We start from the raw sequence: 23844 nt of genomic DNA, 5'->3' as shown, positions 1-23844 counted from the left end.
AGACCCCTCTGAAAAAAAACGGTTATTAGGGGAAATTATCGCTCATTACGAGCATCAAAAGCTCGGTAAGCGCGATCATATTTGAGCATTCTTTCAAATTGAATTGCTCGGACCCTGTCCCGAAGGAAATCTTAGCCTGTGCATGTACGCTCAATTCGCGAGATGGTACGATTTCCACTATCGATCAATCAGAGACTACCCCGCCGAAGCAGAGCGGATCGCTTACATACTGGAGAAATTCGAGACTCAGCCAAAAGACATCCTTGATGTCGCTTGTGGGACCGGCGAACGCGCTCGCATTCTGACTGAAACCTATGGTTACTCCGTCGATGGGATCGACCTAGAACCAAATTTCGTCGAGATCGCCCAATCTAAGAACCCGGGAGGGGAGTTCACCAGGGCCGATATGGGGTCCTTTACGCTTCCAAAGCAATACGACGCCATCACCTGCCTTTTCAGTTTAATCGGCTATTCGGAAACGACCACAGGATTAGAATCTGCCCTTTCTTACGTGGCATGACACCTAAAACCCGGCGGCTGGCTCATCCTGGAACCTTGGGTCGAGCCCGATAAATGGAAGCCGGAAATAGTAGACGCAAACGAAAGCTTTGACGAGAAATCCAAGGTCAAGATCCTACAGGCGCGGCAAGCCAGCACCGATGGGAGCGTTTCAGTCCTGCAAATTGACTACCATATCGAAACTCCGGCTGAGAAACTACATTTCAGCGAGACGCATCGACTAGGATTGTTTACGTGCGAACAAATCGAGTCCGCCGTCAAGAAATCCGCGTTTGAATCCCGCTAGCTTCCCAAGGGAGTGCTGGCCAATCTATTGTACATAGCTTGCTACAGACCTTAACTTAATCCGCTTTAGATCCCAATCCGTCCGCGATTCGCTCGGCGATATCCCCTTCAAATTGCAGTGAACGAGTTGGAAAGGCCATCGATGCGCCGCGAACTTCGACCGCTTTCATGATTTTGATGTTTATCCGCTGCCGAATGTCCATGTGGGCGAGCCAGGCCGTGGTACTGGTGAAGTAATAGACAAGGATTTGCAGCGAGCTATCACCAAAATCGGTAAAGTTCACGAGAATGAAGTCCTGTTGGACGCCTTCGTCTTCCCTCAGTAACTCCTTAATGTCCTCAACCAAATCGTGCATTGCGTCAGCCGGCGTACTGTAAGTGACACCAATGTACTGCTTTACCCGCCGCTTGGGCATCTTGCTCCAGTTCTCGATAATTTCGTTGGCCAATACCTTGTTCGGAATCGACATGAGGGATTTTGACCAGGTCCTTACTTTCGTGGAACGGAGCCCGATCTCCTCAACATCTCCATCGACTTTGCTGCCGACTTGAATCCAGTCCCCGACTCGGAAAGGGCGGTCTGCCACAAGCGAGACCGAACCAAAGAAATTGCCCAGCGTTTCCTGAGCCGCCAAGGCCACTGCCAGTCCGCCGATTCCCAATCCCGCAAGGAGCGAACTGACAGAATAGCCCAAGTTCTGCACCACCAGAATAACCGCAACGATGAACAAAAAGGTGCGAGTCGCTTTTTGTATTAGCGGTATAAATCCGTGAACCGCCATATCGCGCCGCTTCGCCAAACCCATCATCGTTTCCGCAAACACGTCTACCCCTCGCAAAATTCCCCAGAAGACAATTGTCATCGTTGCCGCCTTAACACCTAGTAAGATCGCCTTATCCCACTCCGGCGACAGATTCAGTACAGTGAGAGCGATAAACAACCCAATGGCGAAAACCATCCACCCCACAGGTCCCCGCATCGCAGGGATCATTCTGTCGTCAAATTCCCACGACGTCTTTTCCGCAATTCGATGCAACCAGTTTTCAAACAGGTATCCTACGATTTTCCGGGCCATGTAGGTCAGGAGAATAATTACAAAGCTCACTAAGAGCCGCACCCACGAATTCTCTCCCATTTCCTCTTGAAAAATTTCTGAGAGCATCGTCCTCGTCTCATCTCGAATCGACGTAAACTCACTCTGTCCAGAACTGGAGGCGCTTACCGATTCAGCCGCTTGAACCGCATTTTCGCCTCCGTCATCTTGTCCCAAGAGGAACTGTCCAAAACAAAGCGATACAAGTGAAAGCCAGACTAAGTGATAGTTTTTCATGGATAAAAGAAAGTCTAACTTCAAACAGCCCCTCGAAGCAAAAGCAACACCAGATCCACCACGTCTGGAACGTAAAACAAAAAACGCCGGCTTCCCTGCCCACTCCGGGCAAGTCCACGTCGACACAAAAAGCATGGTCATCTTCTGTAATTTCATACCTGGGCCGTACGTATGTGATATCCTCAGATTCGTCATTCGAGCTCGGTTGGGGGCAACCCGCAGCCGAGGATGGTTTAAATACATTCAATAAAGTCATTTCGCTTCCTCCTGTTTTTGTTGTTATTTAATTTTGATCTTACACGGTTTGAGCACCTCCGTTTTGGGGAAGGTCACGCTCAATACCCCATCTTCGTAGCCTGCTTCCACCTTGTCGGCATCCAAAACCTCTGGGATCGAGAAAGAGTGCTTTCCGAACCGTCTTTGCTGGACCGCGTTTTCCTTTCCGCAGAAAGCCTGAGCGCGTTGTCGCCTACTTCCAGAGATACGTCTTTGGGCTCGATTCCAGGAAGCTCGAGTTGAACGACAAACGAATCGTCATTCTCGTACCACCGTGGGCTCAGCAACAGGCCTCCGCCTTCAGGGATCCATTCACTGCCAACATCGAAAAGACTCGGCAAGCTGCCAAAAAGCTTTTCGAACTCCTTTTCCAGATTCATAAACTAATGTCCTGAAAACGGGGTGATTCCATATCTTGAATTAAACGGACTTAAGTATTTCATGTATTCCTCCTCATTTTGAATTTGTTAATAGGATTGATAATACCTATTGTGCACAAATGATACCAATTAATATTGTCCTTAAGACTTTGTTAATCAATTAGATAAAACCATTATACGCGGGATCTGTACCTCGACACATCAGTTGGCAAGAACGTCTGGTCCATCAATCGGGTACTTCGGATTTCTCCGAATTCATTTTTCAACCAGACGCTTCTAGAATGCTACCGCTTGCAGAACTGATGACACAGTTGCTCTTTTAAGAGATTGAACTCTGGCAAGCATGGCTCTTTCTTGCCGCAAATCCCACACGATGGACTCGATATTCGACCAAGTACACGAACGCCGCCACACTGATAGCCAGAAATGGCATAAGTACGCGGGCCAGGACATCTTGCCCATGTGGGTAGCCGACATGGACTTCAAGGCCCCAGAACCCGTCTTGCAAGCCTTGCACGAACGAATCGATCACGGCATCTTCGGCTACGCCCGTCCGGAGAGAGATACGATCGAAGCGGTCATCGGGATGCTGCAGCGCAACTATGACTGGGCAGTAGAAGAGGAATGGCTAGTCTGGCTGCCCGGATTGGTCGTAGGGCTCAACATTACTAGTCGGGCCTTTGCGGAACCTGGCGAAAAAATCCTGACTACGACCCCCATCTACCCTCCCTTTCTCCTCGGCCCTCGTTTTCAGAATCGATCCGTTACTAAAGCGAAAATGGCTCTGGACGGAGACAAATGGGTGATTGACTGGGAGGCGATGGAAGCGGCCGTCGATTCGCAAACCAGGATGTTCTTTTTCTGTAATCCACACAACCCGTGTGCCCGCGTATTCGACCGATCAGAGCTAGAAGCGGTCGCCGCGTTTTGCCAACGTCACAACTTAATCCTATGTTCCGATGAAATCCATTGCGAGCTATTGCTCGATGGACGGTCCCACACACCCATTGCCACATTGTCAGAGGAGGTTTCGAAAAACTCCTTCACCCTAATCGCTCCGAGCAAGACCTACAATTTAGCGGGACTGGGATGTTCGCTGGCCATTATCCCCGATAAGGGTCTTCGCCATCGGTTCAATTCTGCGACTCGAGGGATCATGGCTGAGGTCAACAATCTCGGCTATACTGCCTGTGAAGCAGCTTATCGGGATGGCGGTCCCTGGCGAGAAGAGCTCCTCCGCTATCTCGGAGCCAATCGGGATTGTATCCACTCTTTCGTAAAAGAGCGCATTCCAGAAATTGGAGTCTACCAGCATGAAGCGACTTATCTTTCTTGGTTGGACGTGACCGCCTTCGATTTGAGTGATCCCGTGGCGCATTTTGAATCGTACGGAGTTGGGCTTACCGACGGAGCTTTCTTCGATAGTCCCGGTCACGTTAGGCTCAACTTCGGATGCTCCCGCTTAACCTTGAAGGAAGGGCTCGAACGAATGGAAAAAGCGGTCGACGCGCTGCGCTAGGTGGGGAACGCGTTTTTCTAATCGTCTCGGACTACCTTAAGCTCAGAAAGGCGGTCGCCGAGATCCGCTTGGATTTTCAATGCCTCCTGAAAGCGGATTCGCATCGCGGCGTTTCCCATTTGACCGCACTCCCGGTATTCGAAAAATCCTTTCGAAAGCCGAAAGCACCCCACCCCTTTGAATTCAGTGATTTGCTCGCAGGTGGATTTGTTGAGCAACGATTCGATAATCGTATTAGAATTCGTGTAGACTTCAAAGTTTTCCAATCCAGCATCAACTCGCATCAATGAGTCACCTCTAGCAAAACGTGCTCCACGATCACCTTCGACTGTTTCAAGGAGAATCTCCAACTCCCCCGCAAAAAGCATCTCTAACGTCAAAGAAGTCCAGGTCTTCTTGGACTGGCCGCTCCCACGATAATGGTCGTACAAGCTAATCGGATACCCATGAAAATCGCCGAATAGAGCGTACCGCTCCCCGATCCCTTTCCCCCACTTGCTCGGATAGATTTTTCGCTGCAGCCGAAAACGCTTCTCCATGATCTCGTACTGGGCCAGCATCGCCTCTCTAGAACGTCCCAGCAGGCGAGGGACGATAAGAAGAAGCACCGCGAAAACGGCCCCTATGATGAGGATGTTCATAGTTTCAATTAATTGGTAAACATTGCGAAACCTCCGACACACGCCTTGTCAAAGGCCAGCGTTTCATACATTTTGGGAGAAGATGTGCGGGCGTTATACATTGGTCAAGAAACCGATCTCGATCGGAAGCGACAATAAGGGGAAAATAAGTTTTCCTTCACCGAGTGGCAGCAAAGAATATTCATTCAAGGCCCGCTACAATATCGCTCCAACCCAAAACAATCTTGTCATTAGGAAAGACTTAGAGGCGGGTAAATTGACCGCGAACGAAATGCGTTGGGGGCTCGTTCCCAGTTGGTCAAAATCCGGTTCGACCACTTCTCTCCTCATAAATGCCCGTTCGGAAACAATCGCAGACAAACCGAGTTTCAAGGCGGCCTATCAGCGACGACGTTGCCTTGTGCCTGCGGACGGGTACTACGAGTGGAAGCGTCAACGGCGCATTAACCAGCCCTACTATCTCCAGCTCAAGGACGAGGTGTTATTCTATATGGCTGGCATTTGGGAAACCTGGCACGATCCAGCCGGCAATTCCTCTGAGAGCTTTGCCATTCTAACCACTCAGGCCAACGCTCTCGCCTCAAAGATTCATGATCGCATGCCGGTCATACTTCAGGACGAGGGAGCCCACGAGTGGCTGGATGGAAATCCCGAAACCATCGAAACGGAGTCTCGATTTAATTTTTTCGCCGCGATAAGTTCCGACCGAATGCAATGCCGGCCGGTCAATCCAATTGTGAACAACAACCAAAACGATTCGCCCGAATGCATCGAGCCACCCCAGGTTGAAGCAAGCACCCAGCTCGATATGGGGTTTTAGAATCCGCGGTTCCCTTGTGCTGCGAAAAACGATAGCGCACGGCGTTCATGCCAGTAGCCCTCGGGTGCCTTGCGACCCGGGAACCCACAGTGCCCTCCTGATCCCGGAATCTCTAGATGGAAGAGAGAGCTAGATTGGGCAATCTCGCGGGGGAAGCAGGAATCCGAGAGGAACGGATCATTCCTAGCATTCACTAATAAAGCCGGGCGATCCAGTCGATTCAAATACTGCTTGCAACTTGATTGGCTCCAATAGTCGATCGCGTCACGAAATCCATTTAGACGTGCCGTGTAAACGTTGTCGAATTCGTGAAACGACTTCATCTCAGAATGCCCCTCTTCGTATTCGTATTCCTGATATTTTTTCTCCTTTTCTCTTAGTTTCGCCCCGAGAAGCTTAATAAATCGTTTCATGTAAAAAGCGTTTCGCGATTCCGCTAAACAGTCGGCCGCCCCCGCCAAGTCACAGGGCACACTAAAGGCCGCGGCAGAACGGACAGATTTTGGGACTCTGGCAGAGTCTTCACCTAAATACTTTAGCAACACATTCCCACCGAGGCTGAAGCCTACTAGAGAAATCCGGTCGTATCGCGCGCTAACTTGATCCAGAACAAAGGCCAGTCCTTCTGTATCCCCACTATGGTAAAACCGCTTCAGGCGATTGGGCTTCCCACTACAACCCCTCAAATTCAAGGCTCCCACCGAATAGCCTGATCTGTGAAAAGACTGGGCCATTGACTTCACGTAGGGTGCATGGCTGTCCCCTTCCAGGCCATGGAGAATTATGCAGCAACGCACCTCATTGTGGACTGGGTTTGATTCTAGCCAATCCAGATCCATGAAATCGGAGTCGGGTAATTCGAATCTTTCGCGTCTATACTCGACCCGTATTCTTCGCCTGGTGACATTGGGAAGAATCGTCTGCCAATGAGCGCTGGGAAGAAACCAAGGAGCCGTGTATGTGGATGCTTCGGATAGCGGCACGGCAATTAAAAGAGAAGGATCATCCACGCGGTGCAAGTCGCGAATTCCCCGGATATCGTCTCTACACTGAACCGTTCACCCGGTTGACTTTTTTCCATTTTATGGAACAGGCGACTTGAAGCTGATCCGCGAATCCCTACAACTAACCAAATGACGGAACAGGATGACTACAATACGGCAGAGCCCGTGGCATCATCCCTCCGATCCAACCGTCTGAAGGACATGCATCCTAGCGATATCGCAGCCGAGATAGAGAATCTGGAGCTAGACGATATAAGAGAAATTTTCCGCTCCCTTAGCGACGAGGTCACCGCCGACGTCATAACCGAACTTCCACAGGAGCTCCAAACGGAACTGATGGAAAACATGCGGCTCGAACGGGTAAGCGAGATTATACCCGAAATGTTGTCCGACGACGCTGCGGATGCGCTGAGCGATGTTTCGCCAGACCGGCTTCACGATATCATGGAGCAACTTCCTGATGAGGAAGTGGCGGAGATCTCCGACCTGATGGAGTACCCGGAAGACTCTGCTGGCGGAATCATGCAGAAGGAGCTCCACGCGATTGGCGAAAACCTCACCCTTGGAGAGGCAAGAGAAGCGATCCGACAAGATGAGGACCAGGAAGACGACAGCGCGATTTATGTCTACGTAACTAACGAATCGGGTCAGCTAAAAGGCGTTCTCCGCTTGAGAGACCTTCTATTCGGGGATCTCCGACGGGAAGCCAACCAAGTCATGGTAAGGGAAGTCGGGTCAGTCCCAGTCACGGCAGACCAGGAGGAAATCGCGAATCTTTTCCAGAAGTATAACTACAGTTCGCTTCCCGTTGTAGACGACGAGGGGATTCTCATTGGACGTGTTACTTCGGACGATGTGCTCGATGTCGTTCAAGAGGAGGCTACCGAAGACATGCAGCGCATGGTAGGGATCTCTGGAGATGAGTCTGCATTCACCGCTTGGCCTCAATCGGTCCGCAATCGACTCCCTTGGCTTTGCGTCAATTTGTGCACGGGATTCTGCATCGCCTGGGTCATTTCCCTTTTCGAACCCGCCCTAGAGAAGTACGCCATACTCGCTTTCTTTCTTCCAATAATCGGGTTGCTTGGCGGCAACGCGGGCAATCAAACCCTGACAATCGTTGTGCGGTCTCTGGCGCTCGGCGAAATCGAGAACAAGGAATGGAGGCAACTCCTCATCAAAGAACTCTTCACCGGCTGTATCAACGGCCTAGCCATTGGTGGAATCGCCGGGCTTGCATCGTGGCTCTGGATAGGGAAACCAGTCCTTGGGGTGGTTGTATGCGCTGCGATGCTACTCAACATGATCGCTTCCGCTGTTGCCGGAGTTATGGTGCCGATTAGCCTGCGCGCCTTAAAAGTCGATCCTGCTCTCGCGTCCTCCATAATGGTTACTACCGCGACCGATATAATCGGCTTTTTCTTATTCCTAAGTTTCGCCACAATCGCCATAAGCACCTATAGCCTCTAGACCACGGTCCAAAAAATTTAGGACATTCCCATTCCAACGACGTCCCGAAATTTTCAGATTAAATCCCCAAAGATCCGGACATCCACTTCTTGGGCCTTACGCTCTTTGCTGGAATCAGCGCCTCGATTGAAGGAGGCTTCTCAAGGAGCTCGTAGCTAGAAACTGCTCGATATCGCATTTTCGATGTCCCATTCCGTTACCACTGAAAAATTGCGCGATTTCGTGAGCAAATCGCTCACAAAGGTCCTCAAAACGATGTTTTGGGCAGAGTGTGAATTGATAGGTTTCGAATCGTGTTCAGGGACTAGGTCGAATCCGATAGACGCATCGACGAGAATCATTTAGGAGGTACTCAGTTCTCTCCACTTTCACCTCATCACCCAGCGTCTTTCGAAAAACTTCCAATTCCGTTGCGCATAATCCGGCACAGCTCTCGGCCGCAGCGCAAATGGGGCAGTGATTTTCGATCAGGTAGCAGGTATCATCCCCGCCCGCTTGCACTTCCGCCATATAACCTTCCTCTGAGCGGATTCGAGCGAGGCCCTCGACTTTCGCTAACAGGCTAGTCAATGGGTCGACTCTTGCCTTGTAAGTTTCAATCTGCCCTTCGCCTCTCTTTTCTAAGAGTCGATCCATGCCTTCCGGACCCAAAGAGTGCTTCATATTCTCAAGCAAATCGAGAATTAAATCTCTGTGACTATCCGTAAAATGACGGGACGCATGATCAGTTAGCTCCCAATACTTGGTAGGCCGTCCTTTACCGCCCGAAACGTCACTCGACAGGACGTCACCTTCATTTTGCAAATCTTGCAGGTGCTGACGAACCGCCATAGAGGAAATTCCTAGTTCTTCAGCCATAGTGGAACTAGGCAATGCACCGCGCATTTTCAGCTTTCCGAGAATTTCGCGCCGCGTTTCCCATTGAGACCCCTTGTATTTACCATTCTTCACGACTTTGAATCAGCGAAATATCTGTCTACGTTTTTCAAAATTCCATCGCCTTGAACGACGTCTCGATCTCAAATTTCCCATTTTTTAAAGAATTTTCTTACAATAAAAAGTCGAGCCCATAATCCGTCTCGAATTTCTGCAGCCGGCAGCAAGGGTACTACCTGAGAATTTTCCTGATAGCAGGAACCGGCACTTTCCCGATGGACAATCCATCCGGGTATGTTAAAGTAAATTTTCCGTAAACGCATTCGCTGATAATGGATGATCTCCTCATAGTTCATATGTCCGACCGCTCTAAGGAGCGCTTGTCTCGAAAACGACGCAAAATGGCTGCGCCGATCGGGATGAATTTTGGCATGATCATCGGTATTGGAGTTGGTATGGTGGCCGCCTCCAATATGGGGGCCAAACCAGTCATGAGCCTGGGACTTGGCGTCGCGTTCGGCCTTGTTTTTGGAGGTCTTGCCGGACGATTTTTCAAACGGGTTCGCCGTTACGAGCGAATCGCTTCAAACTATTCCTTCGATGGCATGCCGTTTGAAACGGAAGAGGAATCCGAGACCTCAAGCGAAAAAAATCCAAACGAGAATTAGGCGCTCTCGCATCAAAAAAGAGCCTCCTCCCTCCTAGATGTTCTGAAAAATGAGGCGGTAGAAATCAGGATGCGACAGCCATGTTTGAGCACTGATTATTTTTCCGTCTATGGTCGCTTCCTCTTTGATCCACTTTCCTCCCGCAGCTTCTGCTTCAGGTCGGCAATGCTCGTAACAAGTAATGTTTGATTCGTTGAGAAGCCCCGCCGTAGCGAGAATCTGTATGCCGTGGCAGATGCTGTAGATCCACTTCCCCTTGGCATGGAATTCCTTTACGATCTCGAGTACCTTGGGATCATTTCTCAAATACTCAGGAGCCCTTCCACCGATTAGCATCACTGCGAAGTAATCATCGACCACAACTTCAGGAAAAGTAAGATCTGAGTCTGCCCCGTAGCCCGGCCTTTCAATGTAGGTATCCCAGCCTAGAGCAAAATCGTGAAGAACAAGGTTCAAAGCTCGCTTACGCGGAGCGGCAATCTCCGTCACGAAATTCGCTTCTCGAAATCGGTGCAATGCGTACAAAACTTCGTAACTCTCTCCACCGTCACCTGTGATAATCAATATTTTCTCGCTCATGTTTCGTTTTATTCGATCGGGAATTCTGGTAACGTCGGATTGTCGCTCCGATTCTCACAGCCGCAAGTCTATAGTCACTGAGCGATCGGGGTCCACAACTACAGCGAATTGAGGCCATTTACTTCAGCAAGGCCCAGAAACGAAAAAACATTTGCCTCGCCTTAACCCCCCATTATTGCTCACTCGACCAGACGTTAATCCGACGTTTAGATGACCGCCAGCCGCAATATAGTTTCCCAAATCCTGCGATTCATCTTGGTCAGTGGAATTGCTTTCGCGATCGATGCCGGTGTCTACTTATTTCTCTCGAATCAGTTAGATATAGACGGATCGTGGGCGAAAAGAATCAGTTTTGCTTGCGTTTCAATTTGGGGATTTTTCGCCCACAAGTATTTCACCTTTCGCCACCGCGTCTTTAATGCAAGCGAGCCCATTCGATTCGCGATCGTATATCTGACCGGATGGATATTAAACAGCGTGATCTACGACGCGACCATCGCCTTGGACCAAACCTCTGAACCGGCCTTTCTTACTGCAACGTTTGCTTGGGCTTGCTGGAACTTTATTGGTCAAAAATGGTTTGTTTTTGCTGAGCCAAACCCAAACGACAAAGCAGATTAGAGGAAATCTACTCCCAAGTTGAGAAAGCGGTTTCCGAGGCATCTGCCCGCGCTATCTGGATACCCAATCTTTTGCAGCAGATCGAAACGCCAACCAATCTCATTAACGATCTCTCCAGAAGACTTGAATAAAATTGGAATGAGCTTCCACTCGCCCGAATAAGTGAGGAAATTTCCAAGATTCGGGAGCAGAGTGACCTTGAATCCTCAATCCTTGAGGGCGTCGATCCAGGTAGTCTGCTACCTTTTGAGACCGAAAAAAAGGATATCGAAAGAGCCTGCTTTGAAGGAACCTTCCGGTGAAGTCCTCATTGGAGACGATGTTCCTTTCGATTTTAAAAAGGATGAAACCCAAAATGAAGAAGACGATCACTCGAAGGAAATCTTAGAATTCATCGAGTCCCTCACTGAGGAAGAAAAGTCGGGTAAGGAGGTAGAGAAGCCGTCATTCACGCTTCAACCTATCTCTCCTGAAGAATATTTTTCCGCTAAAGCTGAGGACAACTTGGAAATAGAAAACTCCCCTAATGAGATCAGCAACCGGGCTACTGCCGAACTTTTTATTGAAGAGGCTGCAGAAGTCGAGTCCCAAAACCAATATCAACCAGACCCAGAGTCCCTTTCGGCCCTTCCAGCTTTAGTTTTCGAACTAGTAAATGACTACGCTCAAGAGGTCGAGAAGATCAGCGTCGAAGCAGACCTCGAGGACTTTATCGATGCTGAAGTTGATGAAGAACTTCTCGAAAGCGTCTTAAGCAAACTTCTCGAAATCGCCATTTACCAATGGAAGGAAGGCAGTGTGAAGCTACGCGTTTCTCGTAAGGACGATCACATTACGTTCGCTGTCGATTCGAAGGGAAAACCGCTCGCATACGGAGAGATGGACGAAAGCCAGACAAACCGAATCACTTCCGCGCTTGATCGGAAAATTGACGTCGATATGCCATCGGAAACCGAATTACGCATGCACTACCGTTACGTGACCGAAGAAACCTAAGCGGCTTCAATTGGGGCGTAGGGGTTGATTTCCTTTCCCTCATCATCCCTTGGGGTCCGCGGCTTTGTTACCGGGACCTTGTACTCGACTCCGTATCGCTTGAGAAGCGTTCGGGCCTCACCCGATCCTGAATCCACAAGAACTTTGAGCCATACAATGATTGTTTCCTGATCCAGAGAGGGAATGGGGGTTTCAAGATTCAGCTTCGCAAGAACAACATGGGAATCGTTGTGTCCTTGATTGGCGGCCGCGATAAGCCAATTGACCCCTTCGCTCAACTTCCCTGGATCGTTTTCGAAAACAATTCTTTTCCCTAATTCGTATTGTGCCTGGCCATACCCATAGTAGGCTGACTCTTCGAGCCATTTAAACGCTTTGACTTCACTCGCCCTGACGCCGATCCCAACGGCAAAGCATCCACTCAGATAGTAAGCGGCCTTTCCAGCCAGACTCTTTTCTATCTCTAAATCCGAGCTGCGATTCGCATCAAAGAGTGATTTATAGATAGAATATGCCTTTTTAGAATTCGCTTTAGCGAAACCCCCTTTTATGTGTAATTTCGCTAATCGAAAACGGGCTCCATTGAATCCTTTGACTGCGAGGTCATCGAGAATTCGATACGCTTCTTTAGGGTCATATCCCGACCAATCTGCGTCCGCCATCAGGTCCGCATACACGATCAAGGCAGAGTAGTCCCGCGGAAGCAGTTTTTGTACGTCCGCAAAATTTTCGTGCTCACCTTCCAATGATAGCCTGTTCGTATCGCTTAGCCCATTACTATTTATGTACTGTGTGATCCAAAAAGCCGCCTTGCCCCTATTTTTCGGAATCCCTTTACCGTAGAAATAGTTCATTGCGGTCTGCTTCATTGAAAGTCGGCTCCCCAACTCTGCGGCTTTCTCTCTCCAGTAAGCAAGTTCGACCGCATCGAAGTCTACCAGCAACCCCTCCTCGTAAATATGGGACATCTGGCTGCATGCGATCAAGTTCCCTTGCTCGGCAGACCGCGCGATCCATTCAAGTCCTTTTCCTACATCCCGCCTTACTCCCTTTCCCTCCAAATAGCAGTTTCCTATATTGTACGCTGCGGTCTGGTCTCCTTTATCCGCCGCTTCAAGATATAGCTCACTGGCCTTCCACTCATTTTGGATAACGTGGATTCCGTTATTGTAAAATACTGCAAGGCTGTTTTTGGCCGCATCTAAACCCAATTCTGCACTTCTGGAAAAATAGTTAAACGCTTGTTCAATATCTGGCTCAACAACGAGTCCCTGAGCGTAGCAAATTCCGATGTGATGGAGCGCTAATGGATGATTTTGAGCTGCCGCACTCTTCAGCCACCAAAAGGCGGTCTCTATATTCTGTTCCACAACTTCGCCTGTCATGTGAAGCATTCCCATCGTGTATTGAGCACGAGAATACCCCGATTCAGCAGATTGCTTAAACAGCTCTACCAATTTCTCGCGATCCATCTCAATATCCATCACCCAACCCATCATCTTCCGACGAGCCAAACTATATAACGCTCGAGCATCGTTGCGCTCAGCTAGTTCGATGCACAACTCTTTGGCTTCGCTTGAATTCAGAACACTCTTTTCGCCTGATCCATCAAGAAGCAATTGGGCTGCCAGGAGGCCTTGGTTAGCGGCGAGTTCAAGCAACTTGTTGGCCTGATATCTATCTTGTTTTTCCGCCCTACCTTCCTCGATCATTACTGCCAAGTTGTATTGGGCCATGACCCAGCCCTGCTCTGCTGCTTGTGCGATAAGACGAACTGCCCTTTCAGAGTCCTTTTCAACACCCTGACCACGGTAGTAGAGGACCGCCAACTCTGATTGCGCTTCTGCGTATCCTCCGTTGGCCGCAAGTTCCAAGAGCCCCGCGGCAAACTCCGCATCAAAATCTTCTCCTTCTGAATACAAGACCTGCTTCGCAAATTCTGTCTGCATCTCAACGATCGTCTGGGAAATCACCGCCCGCATTTCCTCGCCGTACTCTTTCAAGTTTTCTATCTCGGTATTATCAGCACCCGGCACAGTGACCAAGTCCAATGAACGTCTGAGGGCATCTGATGACTGGAGATCCAGCAATTCAAAGTACTCCTTGGCCTTCTCGATGCTTTTTTCTACTTCTTTTCCTTCAGCGTAGGTAATCGCCAGATACATCGTAGCATCTTGGTCTCCTGTGTGAGCTGCCTTTTCAAAGAGCTTGATCGCTTTTGACATATCAATCTCTACTTCGATACCACTCGAGTAGATTACGCCCAGCAAGTAGCTCGCCCTCGACTTGGTTTTTCTAAGGACACCAAACTCCTCCACCCTCACATCGTAAGTGGCGTTAGGGTTAAGCAGGGTCTCGAGCAAAGAACGGGCTTTCTGGTAGTCTTTTTCAACCCCAAAGCCTTCTATGTAGGACTCAGCCAAACTCAGCATAGCTGCCGGAAGGGACTGCTCCGAAGCTTCCTTGTACCAGCGGATCGCTTGCTTGTTGTTTTCAATCACCCCAATACCGTACCGGTAAAGCGTTCCCAGGGTATGTTGCGACCGGGCATGACCCGACACAGCCAGTTTTTTCAAAAGCCTCGGAGCCTTTTTAAGGGCCTCTTCGTCTTCAACATTGAGGAAGTTCAAAGCTTCCATATATCGTTCTTCGAGCGCTGCCTCAATATCGAATACACCCTCGTTAGGTGCTCCAAAAAGCGAAAATGCCCCCATTGCTAGCCATAGCCCTAACGCAAAGCTCCTCGAGCATGGGCGTCGAAAACCGGGTAAACTGTAACATTCAGATAGCATGACGAATAGCCCCCCAGTTCCTAGACCAGCACGAAACCGAATCGGTGCCAAGAAAAGAACACCTTGGATTCAATATCGCCGCAAACCGAACTAAACTCGCCGAATTCGCCTATCAGTTTTCCTCACCAACTACAGGAGCAATCTCAGATTCCTGGATGACCCCCGGAGGCAGCTCCATGATACGAATGTTCCGAAAGTGAATCTCTGCACCTTCCGATTCCAGGCAGAGGTAGCCCTTTTTAATTGAGGACTCTCTCACACCGTTCACAAACTTTCCGTTAATCGAGAGCTTAACAACGCCATCCACACAGACGACGAGATAGTGATTCCACTCTCCTTTTCCCTTGCAGCGATATTCCACGGACGAACTTCGCTTACCTCTTGGGTGATCTGGAATCGTCGTTACTGTTCCTGCTCCGAAAAGCTCTCCACTCACATATTCTCTTACCCGATTATGGATAATCGGATAGTCATTTTCGAGCATCTGGACTTCAACTCCACTCGGTAGTCGGTTTGCTGTGTACACTTCTCCTTCACTCCACACAAAAACGCCAGAATTGCCACCCGCCTCAAGGTGCATCCATTCGATCTCTAATATGAAATTCTCGTATTGCCTTTCCGACCGCATCACTCCGATCGGATCGCCACTGCAAACCAAAATCCCATTTTTAATGGTCCAAGTCTCACGCCCTGTATTCACATTTATCCACCCATTGAGTGTCTTTCCATCGAAGAGAGACTTGAACTCAGGAGCATCGAACCCTCCAGCCACACCGACTAGGAGGAACGAAAGGCAGCAAAATGTCAAACTTCTCACAACAATCCCCTCCATTTAGTCAATTTTCCACCCAACTGGCTGAGTCCAAGCCTTCTTCTCAAAATCACTATATTCATCGTATTTAAAATATGGAGAGGCATTACTGTGCACAACGGCCCGAACAAAGAGTTCGTTTCCCTTTAATCGGTAGGTAGCCCGTGTTCCTTTTTTGGACATGAACGTCTTGCCAATGTTATGGTCGAGATAGTTGGCTGTCACCGGGTGCTCAATTCCCTTCTCGTCAACCACATCAGGAACGTGCTCATGCGCTATTGACACCTTAGACAACGACCCCTTGAACTCAATCTCATATTGAACCCCTGGCTCAGCATCCACTTCTACCGTAAAGGTTTTATCCGACGTGCTGAAATCCAGTCTTTTGAGTACAACTCCGGTGCTAGAGTAGAAATCCCCTTCTTTCATGGCTCCGGTAATTGAGTCAGCCGTCAGCGATTTGGCCCTCACCATCACCCAAGCAGTTCCTGGTCCATTGACTACTGGATTTTCCCGGTGATAGTCGTGCGTATCGTCAGTCGCCGTTCCAAAGATGGGCGGCAGTCCCTCGCTTTTAAGTCGAATGGTGTTAGCAATATCCCAAACTCGCTCGACCGAGGGCCGCGATCCATCACCAAGATTGAAACAGTTAGAGCTTGAGTTCATTATCTCAACACCGTCTAGAAGCGCTAAATCAGCCAGTTGTTCGCCCGTAATTGAAAACTTAAAGTTAGGGTGATTCACTTGCCAGAACACCGGCTTACCCGTTGAGCGAGAGTGCCCATTCACTAAATGCGAGTGAATATCCAGTTCTTGTTCGACGCTACGTTCGCTCTGTCTATCGACACTTAGCAGCTCGCTCACATTCATGGGATTCGTATGAACGGCTAATCCCTCCCTCGATGTGGTCATTTCGAGTCCCTCTATCATGATGAACTTACCTGGTTCTTCCAACAGGTCACGCACCTCATTAAGCGGCAGCAGACGAACCTCCTTGGCTCCGTCCACGATCCGCGTCCTCACATGTCCACGACCCCAACGCTTTTCCGCCTTATCAATCGCGACATTCGCTTGGTCCGCACGAAGCGCTTTCCATTTCTCTCCTCGCGAGAGGATATTGTGGTCCGACAATACCAAGAAATCATATCCATGATTTTTATACCAATCCACGACCATCTCTGGAAAGTCATCTCCATCAGACCAGAACGTGTGCGTATGGGTATTCCCCTTATACCACTGAAGGTCATCTCCACTACACGTAAAAATGCCAAGAGCTACACCAACTAATACTATAGCTTTTACCATTTGGGCCTAATCTAATCTATGCATTTCAAAAATTCACAATTGTTCGCGAAGGTATTCGATTCAATTCACTTTTCGATCCGTCCCCTCTAATTGATTCAGGGCTCTGTTTATGACTCGCACAACGTATTTCCCATTTGCATACAAATCTTCTCGAGGCTCTAGTGCTTTATGCATACTGGCGACTACAGGCCAAGCCATCTCTTCGATTTCATCGAGTACGATGGCGGCATGAAGGCGCTCCCACTGTTCTCCAACATTCAGTTCTTTCACTAACACCGGAAGAGCATCCTTTGGCTGACCCAAACGACACAACGCCCTTGCGGCCGCGGTCCGGACAACGGATGATTCATCGTACAAAGCCATCCGAATGGCACTCTCGGCTTTTCTCGCTGCTGGCCCAATATTTCCCACTCCGACTGCACCCCAGTATCGAATGGCAGCATCCGGATCCTTTAGTCCTGCCATGAGAGCTGGGAGCGCTTTCGGCCCATCCGAGGCCTTAACCGCAATATCCGCCAGTCTGTTGTTAAAAGAAGCGTCACTTATCTGCCTGAGGACGCCGAAACGATGCCCAATCTTCTTTTCCCGCTCAACCAGTATGGGTTCCGCGATTAATCCGGTATCCCGAGAACTCTTTACCCAGTCCAAATGGGATTGGCGGAGTTTCTTCAAGGTCTTGGTGTGCTTTGGATCTTCCGCAATATTGTTTATCTCATGGGGATCATTCCACGTGTCATAAAGCTCTTCCACAGGTTTGCTGGGTGAGAAATAGTACTCCGCAGCGGGTGGCAATTTTCCTTCTTCATGAAGTCGCCTCAAGTCGGCCATCGTCTTGCCCTTTTCAGGCGTATTCATATATTGGTAGTAGGTTTTTAGCGGCTCATAGTTTCTTATGTATTTGAACCGCTTGTCCCTCGCCATTCGTATAATATCGTAGCGCTCGTCCATACGATCTCTTGCTCCGAATACAAATTCGCGGGGAGTTCCCAAATTTTTGCCTAGGAATGCCTTCCCCTGAACGTGGGAAGGAATCTCAATACCAGCTAGATTTAGCACCGATGGCCCGTAGTCGATCGAGCTTACCAGTTGGTCCGTTACATCTCCCGGCTTACCCTGCCCCTTTTCTCGCAGCGCTTCTGGAATCCTGACAATCAAAGGAACTCTTGTACCCGAGTCATAGAGCCACCGTTTGGCTCGTGGCAACCCCACCCCGTGGTCAGACCAATACATAATGATCGTATTCTCATATAGCCCATCTTCTTTAAGTTGCCTAATCAGGTCACCTGCCCAAGCATCCATAGCCGTAATAAGCTCGTAATTACGTTTCCAGTCTTCGCGAGAATCAGGCGTTTCCGGATAGTAGGGAGGAAATGTAGTGAGCCCATCAGCGTGCTGCCGCTGACTCGGGTCTAAATCCTTTGTTACATCCTGGTACTTGCTGGCACTAGCGATTCCGCTTTCGTGGCAACCTGTAAAGTTGAATACAGAGAAGAATGGCTGGTCAGGATTCTTCCGATTGCGCCAATGGCCTTTTCTGCTGGAGTCATCCCAGACATTCTTAGGAGTTGCAAACTGATAGTCCTCTTTACTGTTATTCGTACAATAGTACCCGGCCTTTCGCAGATAGGTGGGAAAGGGCAAAACTTCCGGAGGTAGCTGGGCGTGACCCCTCATGTGCTGCGTACCGAGCGTTGTCTGATACATCCCGGTTATGATTCCGCTGCGACAAGGCGCGCAAACACCAGCTGTCGTAAATGCATGGGTATACCGCACTCCTTCAGAAGCCAATTTGTCCAAGTTGGGAGTGATGGCGTGAGGGTCTTCATAGCATCCCAAATGGGCACTGATATCTTCACAGCTAATCCAGAGTACGTTTGGCTTTTGCGCCGCTAAATGGGAGGCCAGCGCTAGGCTCGTAAGAAGGGTTATTAGTCTAAGCATAAATTTAAAAGGGTTCCGCGACTCATTTGTAAGCTGGTGTAGAATGGAGTTCAGCAGGAGTTGACTCATATTTCAAGGCGCCAATTGAAAACCTTGTCACCGAAAATGAACCGTGTTCCGGCACAAATATTGAAAAGGACTGACTAAACCAAGGATCGCTTAAAGAAAGCGTGTGCTCATGAGATCTATCTCCATTCAATCTAGGCTACGTGTTATCGGTTTAACCATCCTGACTATCGCATTAGGATTCGGTCTCTACTACCTCGGATACCAACAAGGAGCTAAGAAGGTAGAAATAGCCAGTGAGGGAACCGGATCTCCTTCTACAATCGCCCCACCGAAACCAGAAGAAGCAATCTCTCCGAAACCTCAGCCCAGCGTTTCGGATCAGAATGACTCCCTATTCAACCCACGCGAGCGATCTAATAGAGTCAGTGAGATGGCGAGCGACTTCAGGAATATCGGCTATGAGGAGGCAAAGAGCGACTTCGATGCTGCTCTCTCAAAGGCGGAGTCCATGAGTCCGCGAGAACAGATATTCTACGTCGCTGGACTATTCAAGTTCATCGCCGAAAACAGCTCACCTCGGGATGCCCTAACCATCGCAATCGCTCAAGCAGGTACGACTCGCAAATTCGCGTTAAAGGCCCTGGTGGGCGAATGGGCGGTGGACCAGAGTCTTCCTGAGAGCGAGCAAGAGGGACGGCTGAGGCGGGTGCTCGGCTTATCTGAAGGGCGTTACGGACTGGAAGCCGAACTCGCTTCGGTCCTAGCCCGATCGTCCACCGATCCTGCGACCGACTCCGCTTGGATGGAAGCCTTTTCCAGCCATCCAAGCCGAACCGAGATCGTAGCGCGACTTTCCCCATTGATGCCCGACTTCGATCCTACCAAAACATTAGCCATGGCCGAGGGATGGACCGATTGGGAAAAGTCCCGATTCGCAGACAGCCTGGTCAACAATTGGTCGAATCAGGATCCGAAAAGCGCCTGGGATTGGTACTCCGAAAACCCGGACACCCTTCCCGCCAACGCCGCAGATCAAATTCTCAATAGCTGGGCTCAAAAGGATTCGGATGCTATGATCCAATCTTTGGATACCTTCACAGATCCTGAAGACCGGCGTTTAGCAATCGAGGCGATATCGGCGTCCCTTGCGGCACAGGGGACCGACCAGGCTCTCGATTGGGTAGAAAGTCTTGCCGACATCGAGGAGAGAGACACGGGCATGCAAGCCGTATACCAAAACACCCCAAAGGGAATCGGAGCTGTATTAAAATTGGAAAGCGGCTTTCCTAAAATCTCGGACATCATGCCCACAGGAGGACTCGCTTCAACCGATCTCCGAGCAGGAGATTTGATCGTACAAGCACAGGACTCCGGCAAAGACCCTCACAATCTTTACGGTAGAAATATGCAGGATATCGTCGGACTCCTTCGCGGCACCCCGGGATCAGAAGTTGAAATACGCGTTCTGAGAGAAAATCAAGCTACCGGACAGCTCGAAGAGCATTCAGCTATCGTAGAGCGGGACTTGCTCATTCTCGAATCTTCGGATCGAAATTAGGTTTCCTGTCGACAGAACCGCTCGCGAGGTCTCTGTTGGCTATCGCATGTCCTCCCTTTCGCCAACCACCATAACGATTCAATCAGATGTGATTGAACTCTGCCAAATTCTAAAGTTCGAAGGACTGGTTCCCAGCGGCGGCGAAGCCAAACAGATCATCGTAAACGAGCTAGTCAAAGTGAACGGGGAAACCGAAACGCGGAAACGTCGAAAGATCTCCCATGGCGACACGATCGAATATCAAGGAAGCTCGTATTTGGTCGCTGGGCCAACCGCCTCATAGAAGCTGCCACACAAATTTCAGCGATGGATCGAATTTTCATCGACGCTAAGAGCTAGAGCATAAACAATTTTGAACTATTCATGAAGCAATACCTCGACCTGCTGCAACACGTCCTCAACAACGGGCACTATCGCGACGATCGGACCGGAACCGGAACTTACTCCGTTTTTGGGGCTCAATCTCGATTTGATCTGCGAAACGGATTTCCCTGCCTAACCACCAAGAAACTTCACCTGAGGTCAATCATCCATGAATTGCTCTGGTTCCTCAAAGGTGATACCAACGTAAAGTATCTCAACGACAACCGGGTTACCATTTGGGATGAGTGGGCCGATGAGAATGGAAACTTGGGACGGGTCTACGGGGCCCAATGGACCGACTGGAAGACACCTGAAGGGGGAAGCATCAACCAGATCGAGCAGGTCATAGACCAGATAAAGACCAATCCCACAAGCCGACGACTCATGGTCAGTGCATGGAATCCTGGCGAACTTCATTTGATGGCCCTCCCTCCCTGCCACAGCCTATTCCAATTCTATGTTGATACAGAACGGGGCGAACTGTCCTGCCAGCTCTACCAAAGGAGTGCCGACCTTTTTCTGGGAGTTCCTTTCAATATCGCTAGCTACGCGCTACTGACTCTTATGGTCGCCCAAGCTTGTGATTTGAAAGCGGGAGAGTTCGTGCATACATTCGGAGACCTCCATCTATATAAGAATCATCTGGATCAAGCCAAACTCCAGCTTGAACGCGATCCCAGAGAACTGCCCACCATGCTTATCAATCCGGATATCAAAAATATTGGGGACTTCACTTTCGATGACTTTGAGTTGGTAGACTACGATCCCCATCCCAGTATCAAAGCACCGATTTCCGTTTAAGACCTAGGTTCGACTGATATCCATGACTCAGAACCAAACTTGGCGAGCGATTGCCGCGATGAGCGAAAACCGAGTCATCGGAAACGGTAGCGAAATCCCATGGCGAATTCCTGAAGACTTTAAGTGGTTCAAAGAAACCACGATGGGAGGCGTACTTGTCATGGGACGTAAGACTTGGGACAGCATCGGCCGGCCTCTCCCTGGCCGTAAGACCGCGGTTGTTAGCCGATCTCAGCCCAGTTTACCCGACGGTGTAGACCTTCTTGACGGTCTTGAAGCAATTGACGAACGAGACTACCCTGATCCCATCTGGATTTCCGGCGGCGCTGAGATCTACCGACAAGCACTATCCCGTTGCCAAGAGCTGTACCTGACCCTAGTCAAGCGAGAGGTCGAAGGTGATGCTTTCTTCCCGGATTTCGAAGACCAATTCCAACTCGATTCAGTAATCAGAGACGAATCCGAATTCCAAATACGAAAGTATCTGCGGAAATAATGGGCCTCGCAGAAGCGAAACCAAAAGCTGAAATTAACATCGCTTCGCTAGTTGTTCCTACGGAGCAAATAGGTGGGCCCTCGGGCCAATAGGTTTAACTGACAACACCTATTTCCCGTCATGCGGAAACCCATTAAACTCGCAACGCGAGGACACTAGGCCGGCAGGCCGATGTTAACAAGCCTTAGCGAATGCAGAATGATTCTTGGTGAATACACTCTCCAAGCTCACGCCACAGGGCGATCCCGCACGGAAATAAATCCAACCGCTAATTCAAAACTCCTCGTTTTTTGCTTCCAACAAAGCTCTCATGCGCTTGAGCGTATCCGAGTGCTGCTCCATTCCCACCAGATTCGTGAACTCCTTTGGGTCCGTCTGGTGGTCATAGAGCTCTTCGCCCTCCTCTCCCCAGCGATTGTAGCGATAGCGATCCGTGCGGATTGATTCTCCGGAACTTCGAGTAACCGTATACGCCAATTTCTTCTTCCCTTTGGAATCTGGGTTATCCAGCAGTGGCCGAAGGCTGATCCCATCCAGATTGGCGGGAGCTTTATCCTTAAGCCCCGCCAGATCCAAGAGAGTTGGATACAAGTCCACCAGCTCAACCAGACCTTGGGCTTTCTTCCCAGCCGCTTTCTCAAAACCAGGGGCGGAGATCAGGAGAGGCACTTGGGCACTTTCTTCAAATAGGCTCAATTTCTGCCACATGGTGTGTTCGCCCAAATTGTATCCATGATCCGAGGTGAAAATTACGATAGTATCTTCACGCTGACCCAATCGATCTAATGCATCGAGCAACCTTCCCACTTGCTGATCCATGTAGGTAACACTCGCGTAGTAAGCGGCAATCGATTGTTTCTGCTGTTTCTCAGTCAGCCAATAACGCCCTTCATTGGCCATGGCAGCTGCAGGTTCCGGCAGATCGTCCAAGTCACCTTCCGGGACATATGGCAGCGGGATACTGTTCTCATCGTACAGATCGAACATCGACTTCGGCGCGACTAGCGGTACGTGCGGGCGCACAAATCCAACTGCGAGAAAGAAGGGCTCTTCAGGGCGAATGAACTTAGAGAATTCTCCCCCACGCGCCCGGCTATCTAGAATCGCAATCGCTTGTGTCGCGGTGAGCGCGTCCGCTTGAGTTTCGATTTCGTCATTCGGAACGATGATTCGAGCAAAATTCGATCCGTAGTGGGTTCTTCTGGGCGAAAGTAATTCAAGGACTCCCGGACTAGCCGTTTCAGGCGCCATTACGTCGATCGCTCGATCCCATGAATCTGGATCATCTCCACCTGGCTCACCCGCTTCAATACCTCCGGGAACACCCATGTGATAGATCTTTGAAACTCGCAAAGACACATATCCATTACGCCGCAAGACGCCCCCAATACTGGGGTGATCCGCCAGTTTCGGATTCATCGCTCGATAGCTGCCAAGTGTGTAGCTGTTGCCCATCATCCCATTACGCTTGGGATAAAGCCCACTCATAAAGGAAGCTCTAGACGCCCCGCAAACCGGATACTGACAGTAGGCCCTATCAAACTGAACGCCTTCACTTGCGAGCCGATCCAAATTTGGCGTTTGGCAAATCTCGTTCCCGTAAGATCCCAAACAGGCGGTCAAGTCGTCGCTAACGATAAAAAGGATATTCGGCTTGGAGGCCGAGAGTGATCCACCCCAATCGAAGACGAACGAGGCAAAGAAGATTAGAACTGAAAAGCGAAGCATGAAAGCCATGAGAAGGAGAGACCCAGCTCGCAGCGATCAAAAACTACCCGAATGG

At 49.8% G+C, this 23844-nt stretch carries 21 protein-coding genes and 1 pseudogene; 11 read left to right on the top strand and 11 right to left on the bottom strand.

Features of this window, described 5'->3' with window-relative positions:
* Positions 1-142 precede the first annotated feature (142 nt).
* Positions 143-520 (top strand): class I SAM-dependent DNA methyltransferase, encoded by a 378-nt coding sequence (locus GA004_RS03485; protein WP_283395907.1) that lies wholly within the window; start codon positions 143-145, stop codon positions 518-520.
* 340 nt (positions 521-860) lie between these two features.
* Here the strand turns inward: GA004_RS03485 and GA004_RS03480 are convergent, their stop codons facing one another.
* Entirely contained in the window at positions 861-2135 is a 1275-nt protein-coding gene (locus GA004_RS03480; RefSeq protein ID WP_283395906.1) for a mechanosensitive ion channel family protein, read from the bottom strand.
* A 279-nt stretch (positions 2136-2414) separates the two neighbouring features.
* Positions 2415-2791 (bottom strand): annotated as a pseudogene (locus GA004_RS03475) (Hsp20/alpha crystallin family protein).
* 343 nt (positions 2792-3134) lie between these two features.
* On the opposite strand from GA004_RS03475, the gene GA004_RS03470 reads away from it, so the two are divergent.
* Positions 3135-4310 (top strand): MalY/PatB family protein, encoded by a 1176-nt coding sequence (locus GA004_RS03470; protein ID WP_283395904.1) that lies wholly within the window; start codon positions 3135-3137, stop codon positions 4308-4310.
* A 17-nt stretch (positions 4311-4327) separates the two neighbouring features.
* Here GA004_RS03470 and GA004_RS03465 read toward each other — a convergent pair whose 3' ends face one another.
* Positions 4328-4951 (bottom strand): hypothetical protein, encoded by a 624-nt coding sequence (locus tag GA004_RS03465; RefSeq protein ID WP_283395903.1) that lies wholly within the window; start codon positions 4949-4951, stop codon positions 4328-4330.
* Positions 4952-5033: 82 nt separating this feature from the next.
* Between GA004_RS03465 and GA004_RS03460 the strand changes: the two genes are divergently transcribed.
* Positions 5034-5771 carry an SOS response-associated peptidase gene (locus GA004_RS03460; RefSeq protein ID WP_283396961.1) on the top strand — a complete coding sequence of 246 codons (738 nt, stop codon included), beginning with the start codon at positions 5034-5036 and terminating at the stop codon, positions 5769-5771.
* Here the strand turns inward: GA004_RS03460 and GA004_RS03455 are convergent.
* Positions 5768-6754, bottom strand: a complete 987-nt coding sequence (locus GA004_RS03455) for a YheT family hydrolase (protein WP_283395902.1) — start codon at positions 6752-6754, stop codon at positions 5768-5770. The genes GA004_RS03460 and GA004_RS03455 overlap by 4 nt on opposite strands.
* A gap of 150 nt (positions 6755-6904) precedes the next feature.
* On the opposite strand from GA004_RS03455, the gene mgtE reads away from it, so the two are divergent.
* The gene (gene mgtE / locus GA004_RS03450; RefSeq protein ID WP_283395901.1) at positions 6905-8245 is read left to right on the top strand and encodes a magnesium transporter; all 1341 of its coding nucleotides are present in this window, start codon (positions 6905-6907) and stop codon (positions 8243-8245) included.
* Positions 8246-8542: 297 nt separating this feature from the next.
* On the opposite strand, the gene GA004_RS03445 is transcribed toward mgtE, so the two are convergent.
* The gene (locus GA004_RS03445) at positions 8543-9196 is read right to left on the bottom strand and encodes a helix-turn-helix transcriptional regulator (protein WP_283395900.1); all 654 of its coding nucleotides are present in this window, start codon (positions 9194-9196) and stop codon (positions 8543-8545) included.
* Between the two features lie 281 nt (positions 9197-9477).
* On the opposite strand from GA004_RS03445, the gene GA004_RS03440 reads away from it, so the two are divergent.
* Positions 9478-9789, top strand: coding sequence for a hypothetical protein (locus tag GA004_RS03440; protein WP_283395899.1), 312 nt, complete (start codon positions 9478-9480; stop codon positions 9787-9789).
* 33 nt (positions 9790-9822) lie between these two features.
* On the opposite strand, the gene GA004_RS03435 is transcribed toward GA004_RS03440, so the two are convergent.
* Positions 9823-10368 carry a DJ-1/PfpI family protein gene (locus tag GA004_RS03435; protein WP_283395898.1) on the bottom strand — a complete coding sequence of 182 codons (546 nt, stop codon included), beginning with the start codon at positions 10366-10368 and terminating at the stop codon, positions 9823-9825.
* Positions 10369-10578: 210 nt separating this feature from the next.
* On the opposite strand from GA004_RS03435, the gene GA004_RS03430 reads away from it, so the two are divergent.
* Together GA004_RS03430 and GA004_RS03425 are read left to right on the top strand one after the other, a co-directional pair.
* Positions 10579-10989: a GtrA family protein gene (locus tag GA004_RS03430; RefSeq protein ID WP_283395897.1), complete on the top strand. Its 411-nt coding sequence runs from the start codon at positions 10579-10581 to the stop codon at positions 10987-10989.
* A gap of 282 nt (positions 10990-11271) precedes the next feature.
* Positions 11272-11985 (top strand): hypothetical protein, encoded by a 714-nt coding sequence (locus tag GA004_RS03425; protein ID WP_283395896.1) that lies wholly within the window; start codon positions 11272-11274, stop codon positions 11983-11985.
* On the opposite strand, the gene GA004_RS03420 is transcribed toward GA004_RS03425, so the two are convergent.
* The 4 genes from GA004_RS03420 to GA004_RS03405 all read right to left on the bottom strand — a co-directional run bounded on the left by GA004_RS03420 (position 11982) and on the right by GA004_RS03405 (position 18834).
* On the bottom strand, positions 11982-14699 hold the full coding sequence (locus GA004_RS03420) for a tetratricopeptide repeat protein (protein WP_283395895.1): 2718 nt from the start codon (positions 14697-14699) through the stop codon (positions 11982-11984). The two genes, GA004_RS03425 and GA004_RS03420, sit on opposite strands and share 4 nt — an antisense overlap.
* Before the next feature lie 190 nt (positions 14700-14889).
* The gene (locus tag GA004_RS03415) at positions 14890-15609 is read right to left on the bottom strand and encodes a 3-keto-disaccharide hydrolase (RefSeq protein WP_425492888.1); all 720 of its coding nucleotides are present in this window, start codon (positions 15607-15609) and stop codon (positions 14890-14892) included.
* Positions 15610-16893, bottom strand: coding sequence for a CehA/McbA family metallohydrolase domain-containing protein (locus GA004_RS03410; protein ID WP_283395893.1), 1284 nt, complete (start codon positions 16891-16893; stop codon positions 15610-15612).
* A gap of 60 nt (positions 16894-16953) precedes the next feature.
* On the bottom strand, positions 16954-18834 hold the full coding sequence (locus GA004_RS03405) for a sulfatase-like hydrolase/transferase (RefSeq protein ID WP_283395892.1): 1881 nt from the start codon (positions 18832-18834) through the stop codon (positions 16954-16956).
* A gap of 178 nt (positions 18835-19012) precedes the next feature.
* Here GA004_RS03405 and GA004_RS03400 point away from each other — a divergent pair, with 178 nt between their 5' ends.
* From GA004_RS03400 to GA004_RS03385, 4 genes are all read left to right on the top strand, one after another.
* Positions 19013-20401, top strand: a complete 1389-nt coding sequence (locus GA004_RS03400) for a S41 family peptidase (RefSeq protein ID WP_283395891.1) — start codon at positions 19013-19015, stop codon at positions 20399-20401.
* A 46-nt stretch (positions 20402-20447) separates the two neighbouring features.
* Entirely contained in the window at positions 20448-20684 is a 237-nt protein-coding gene (locus tag GA004_RS03395) for an RNA-binding S4 domain-containing protein (RefSeq protein ID WP_283395890.1), read from the top strand.
* Between the two features lie 80 nt (positions 20685-20764).
* Positions 20765-21565 (top strand): thymidylate synthase, encoded by an 801-nt coding sequence (locus GA004_RS03390; RefSeq protein ID WP_283395889.1) that lies wholly within the window; start codon positions 20765-20767, stop codon positions 21563-21565.
* 22 nt (positions 21566-21587) lie between these two features.
* On the top strand, positions 21588-22061 hold the full coding sequence (locus GA004_RS03385; protein ID WP_283395888.1) for a dihydrofolate reductase: 474 nt from the start codon (positions 21588-21590) through the stop codon (positions 22059-22061).
* A gap of 273 nt (positions 22062-22334) precedes the next feature.
* Here the strand turns inward: GA004_RS03385 and GA004_RS03380 are convergent, their stop codons facing one another.
* Entirely contained in the window at positions 22335-23789 is a 1455-nt protein-coding gene (locus tag GA004_RS03380; protein ID WP_283395887.1) for a sulfatase, read from the bottom strand.
* Positions 23790-23844 lie beyond the last annotated feature (55 nt).

Source organism: Candidatus Pelagisphaera phototrophica (assembly GCF_014529625.1).
In the GTDB taxonomy this organism is placed as follows: domain Bacteria; phylum Verrucomicrobiota; class Verrucomicrobiia; order Opitutales; family Opitutaceae; genus Pelagisphaera; species Pelagisphaera phototrophica.
The sequence above is the reverse complement of the archived record's forward strand: the minus strand, read 5'-3'. Positions and strand labels throughout refer to the sequence as shown.

Bases quoted from the DNA above. Each gene is read 5' to 3' on its own strand.
- GA004_RS03485 (WP_283395907.1), top strand. From the start codon at position 143: ATGTACGCTCAATTCGCGAGATGGTACGATTTCCACTATCGATCAATC.
- GA004_RS03480 (WP_283395906.1), bottom strand. From the start codon at position 2,135: ATGAAAAACTATCACTTAGTCTGGCTTTCACTTGTATCGCTTTGTTTT.
- GA004_RS03470 (WP_283395904.1), top strand. From the start codon at position 3,135: ATGGCTCTTTCTTGCCGCAAATCCCACACGATGGACTCGATATTCGAC.
- GA004_RS03465 (WP_283395903.1), bottom strand. From the start codon at position 4,951: ATGAACATCCTCATCATAGGGGCCGTTTTCGCGGTGCTTCTTCTTATC.
- GA004_RS03460 (WP_283396961.1), top strand. From the start codon at position 5,034: ATGTGCGGGCGTTATACATTGGTCAAGAAACCGATCTCGATCGGAAGC.
- mgtE (WP_283395901.1), top strand. From the start codon at position 6,905: ATGACGGAACAGGATGACTACAATACGGCAGAGCCCGTGGCATCATCC.
- GA004_RS03440 (WP_283395899.1), top strand. From the start codon at position 9,478: ATGTCCGACCGCTCTAAGGAGCGCTTGTCTCGAAAACGACGCAAAATG.
- GA004_RS03435 (WP_283395898.1), bottom strand. From the start codon at position 10,368: ATGAGCGAGAAAATATTGATTATCACAGGTGACGGTGGAGAGAGTTAC.
- GA004_RS03430 (WP_283395897.1), top strand. From the start codon at position 10,579: ATGACCGCCAGCCGCAATATAGTTTCCCAAATCCTGCGATTCATCTTG.
- GA004_RS03420 (WP_283395895.1), bottom strand. From the start codon at position 14,699: ATGGGGGCATTTTCGCTTTTTGGAGCACCTAACGAGGGTGTATTCGAT.
- GA004_RS03415 (WP_425492888.1), bottom strand. From the start codon at position 15,609: ATGGAGGGGATTGTTGTGAGAAGTTTGACATTTTGCTGCCTTTCGTTC.
- GA004_RS03410 (WP_283395893.1), bottom strand. From the start codon at position 16,893: ATGGTAAAAGCTATAGTATTAGTTGGTGTAGCTCTTGGCATTTTTACG.
- GA004_RS03405 (WP_283395892.1), bottom strand. From the start codon at position 18,834: ATGCTTAGACTAATAACCCTTCTTACGAGCCTAGCGCTGGCCTCCCAT.
- GA004_RS03400 (WP_283395891.1), top strand. From the start codon at position 19,013: ATGAGATCTATCTCCATTCAATCTAGGCTACGTGTTATCGGTTTAACC.
- GA004_RS03395 (WP_283395890.1), top strand. From the start codon at position 20,448: ATGTCCTCCCTTTCGCCAACCACCATAACGATTCAATCAGATGTGATT.
- GA004_RS03390 (WP_283395889.1), top strand. From the start codon at position 20,765: ATGAAGCAATACCTCGACCTGCTGCAACACGTCCTCAACAACGGGCAC.
- GA004_RS03385 (WP_283395888.1), top strand. From the start codon at position 21,588: ATGACTCAGAACCAAACTTGGCGAGCGATTGCCGCGATGAGCGAAAAC.
- GA004_RS03380 (WP_283395887.1), bottom strand. From the start codon at position 23,789: ATGCTTCGCTTTTCAGTTCTAATCTTCTTTGCCTCGTTCGTCTTCGAT.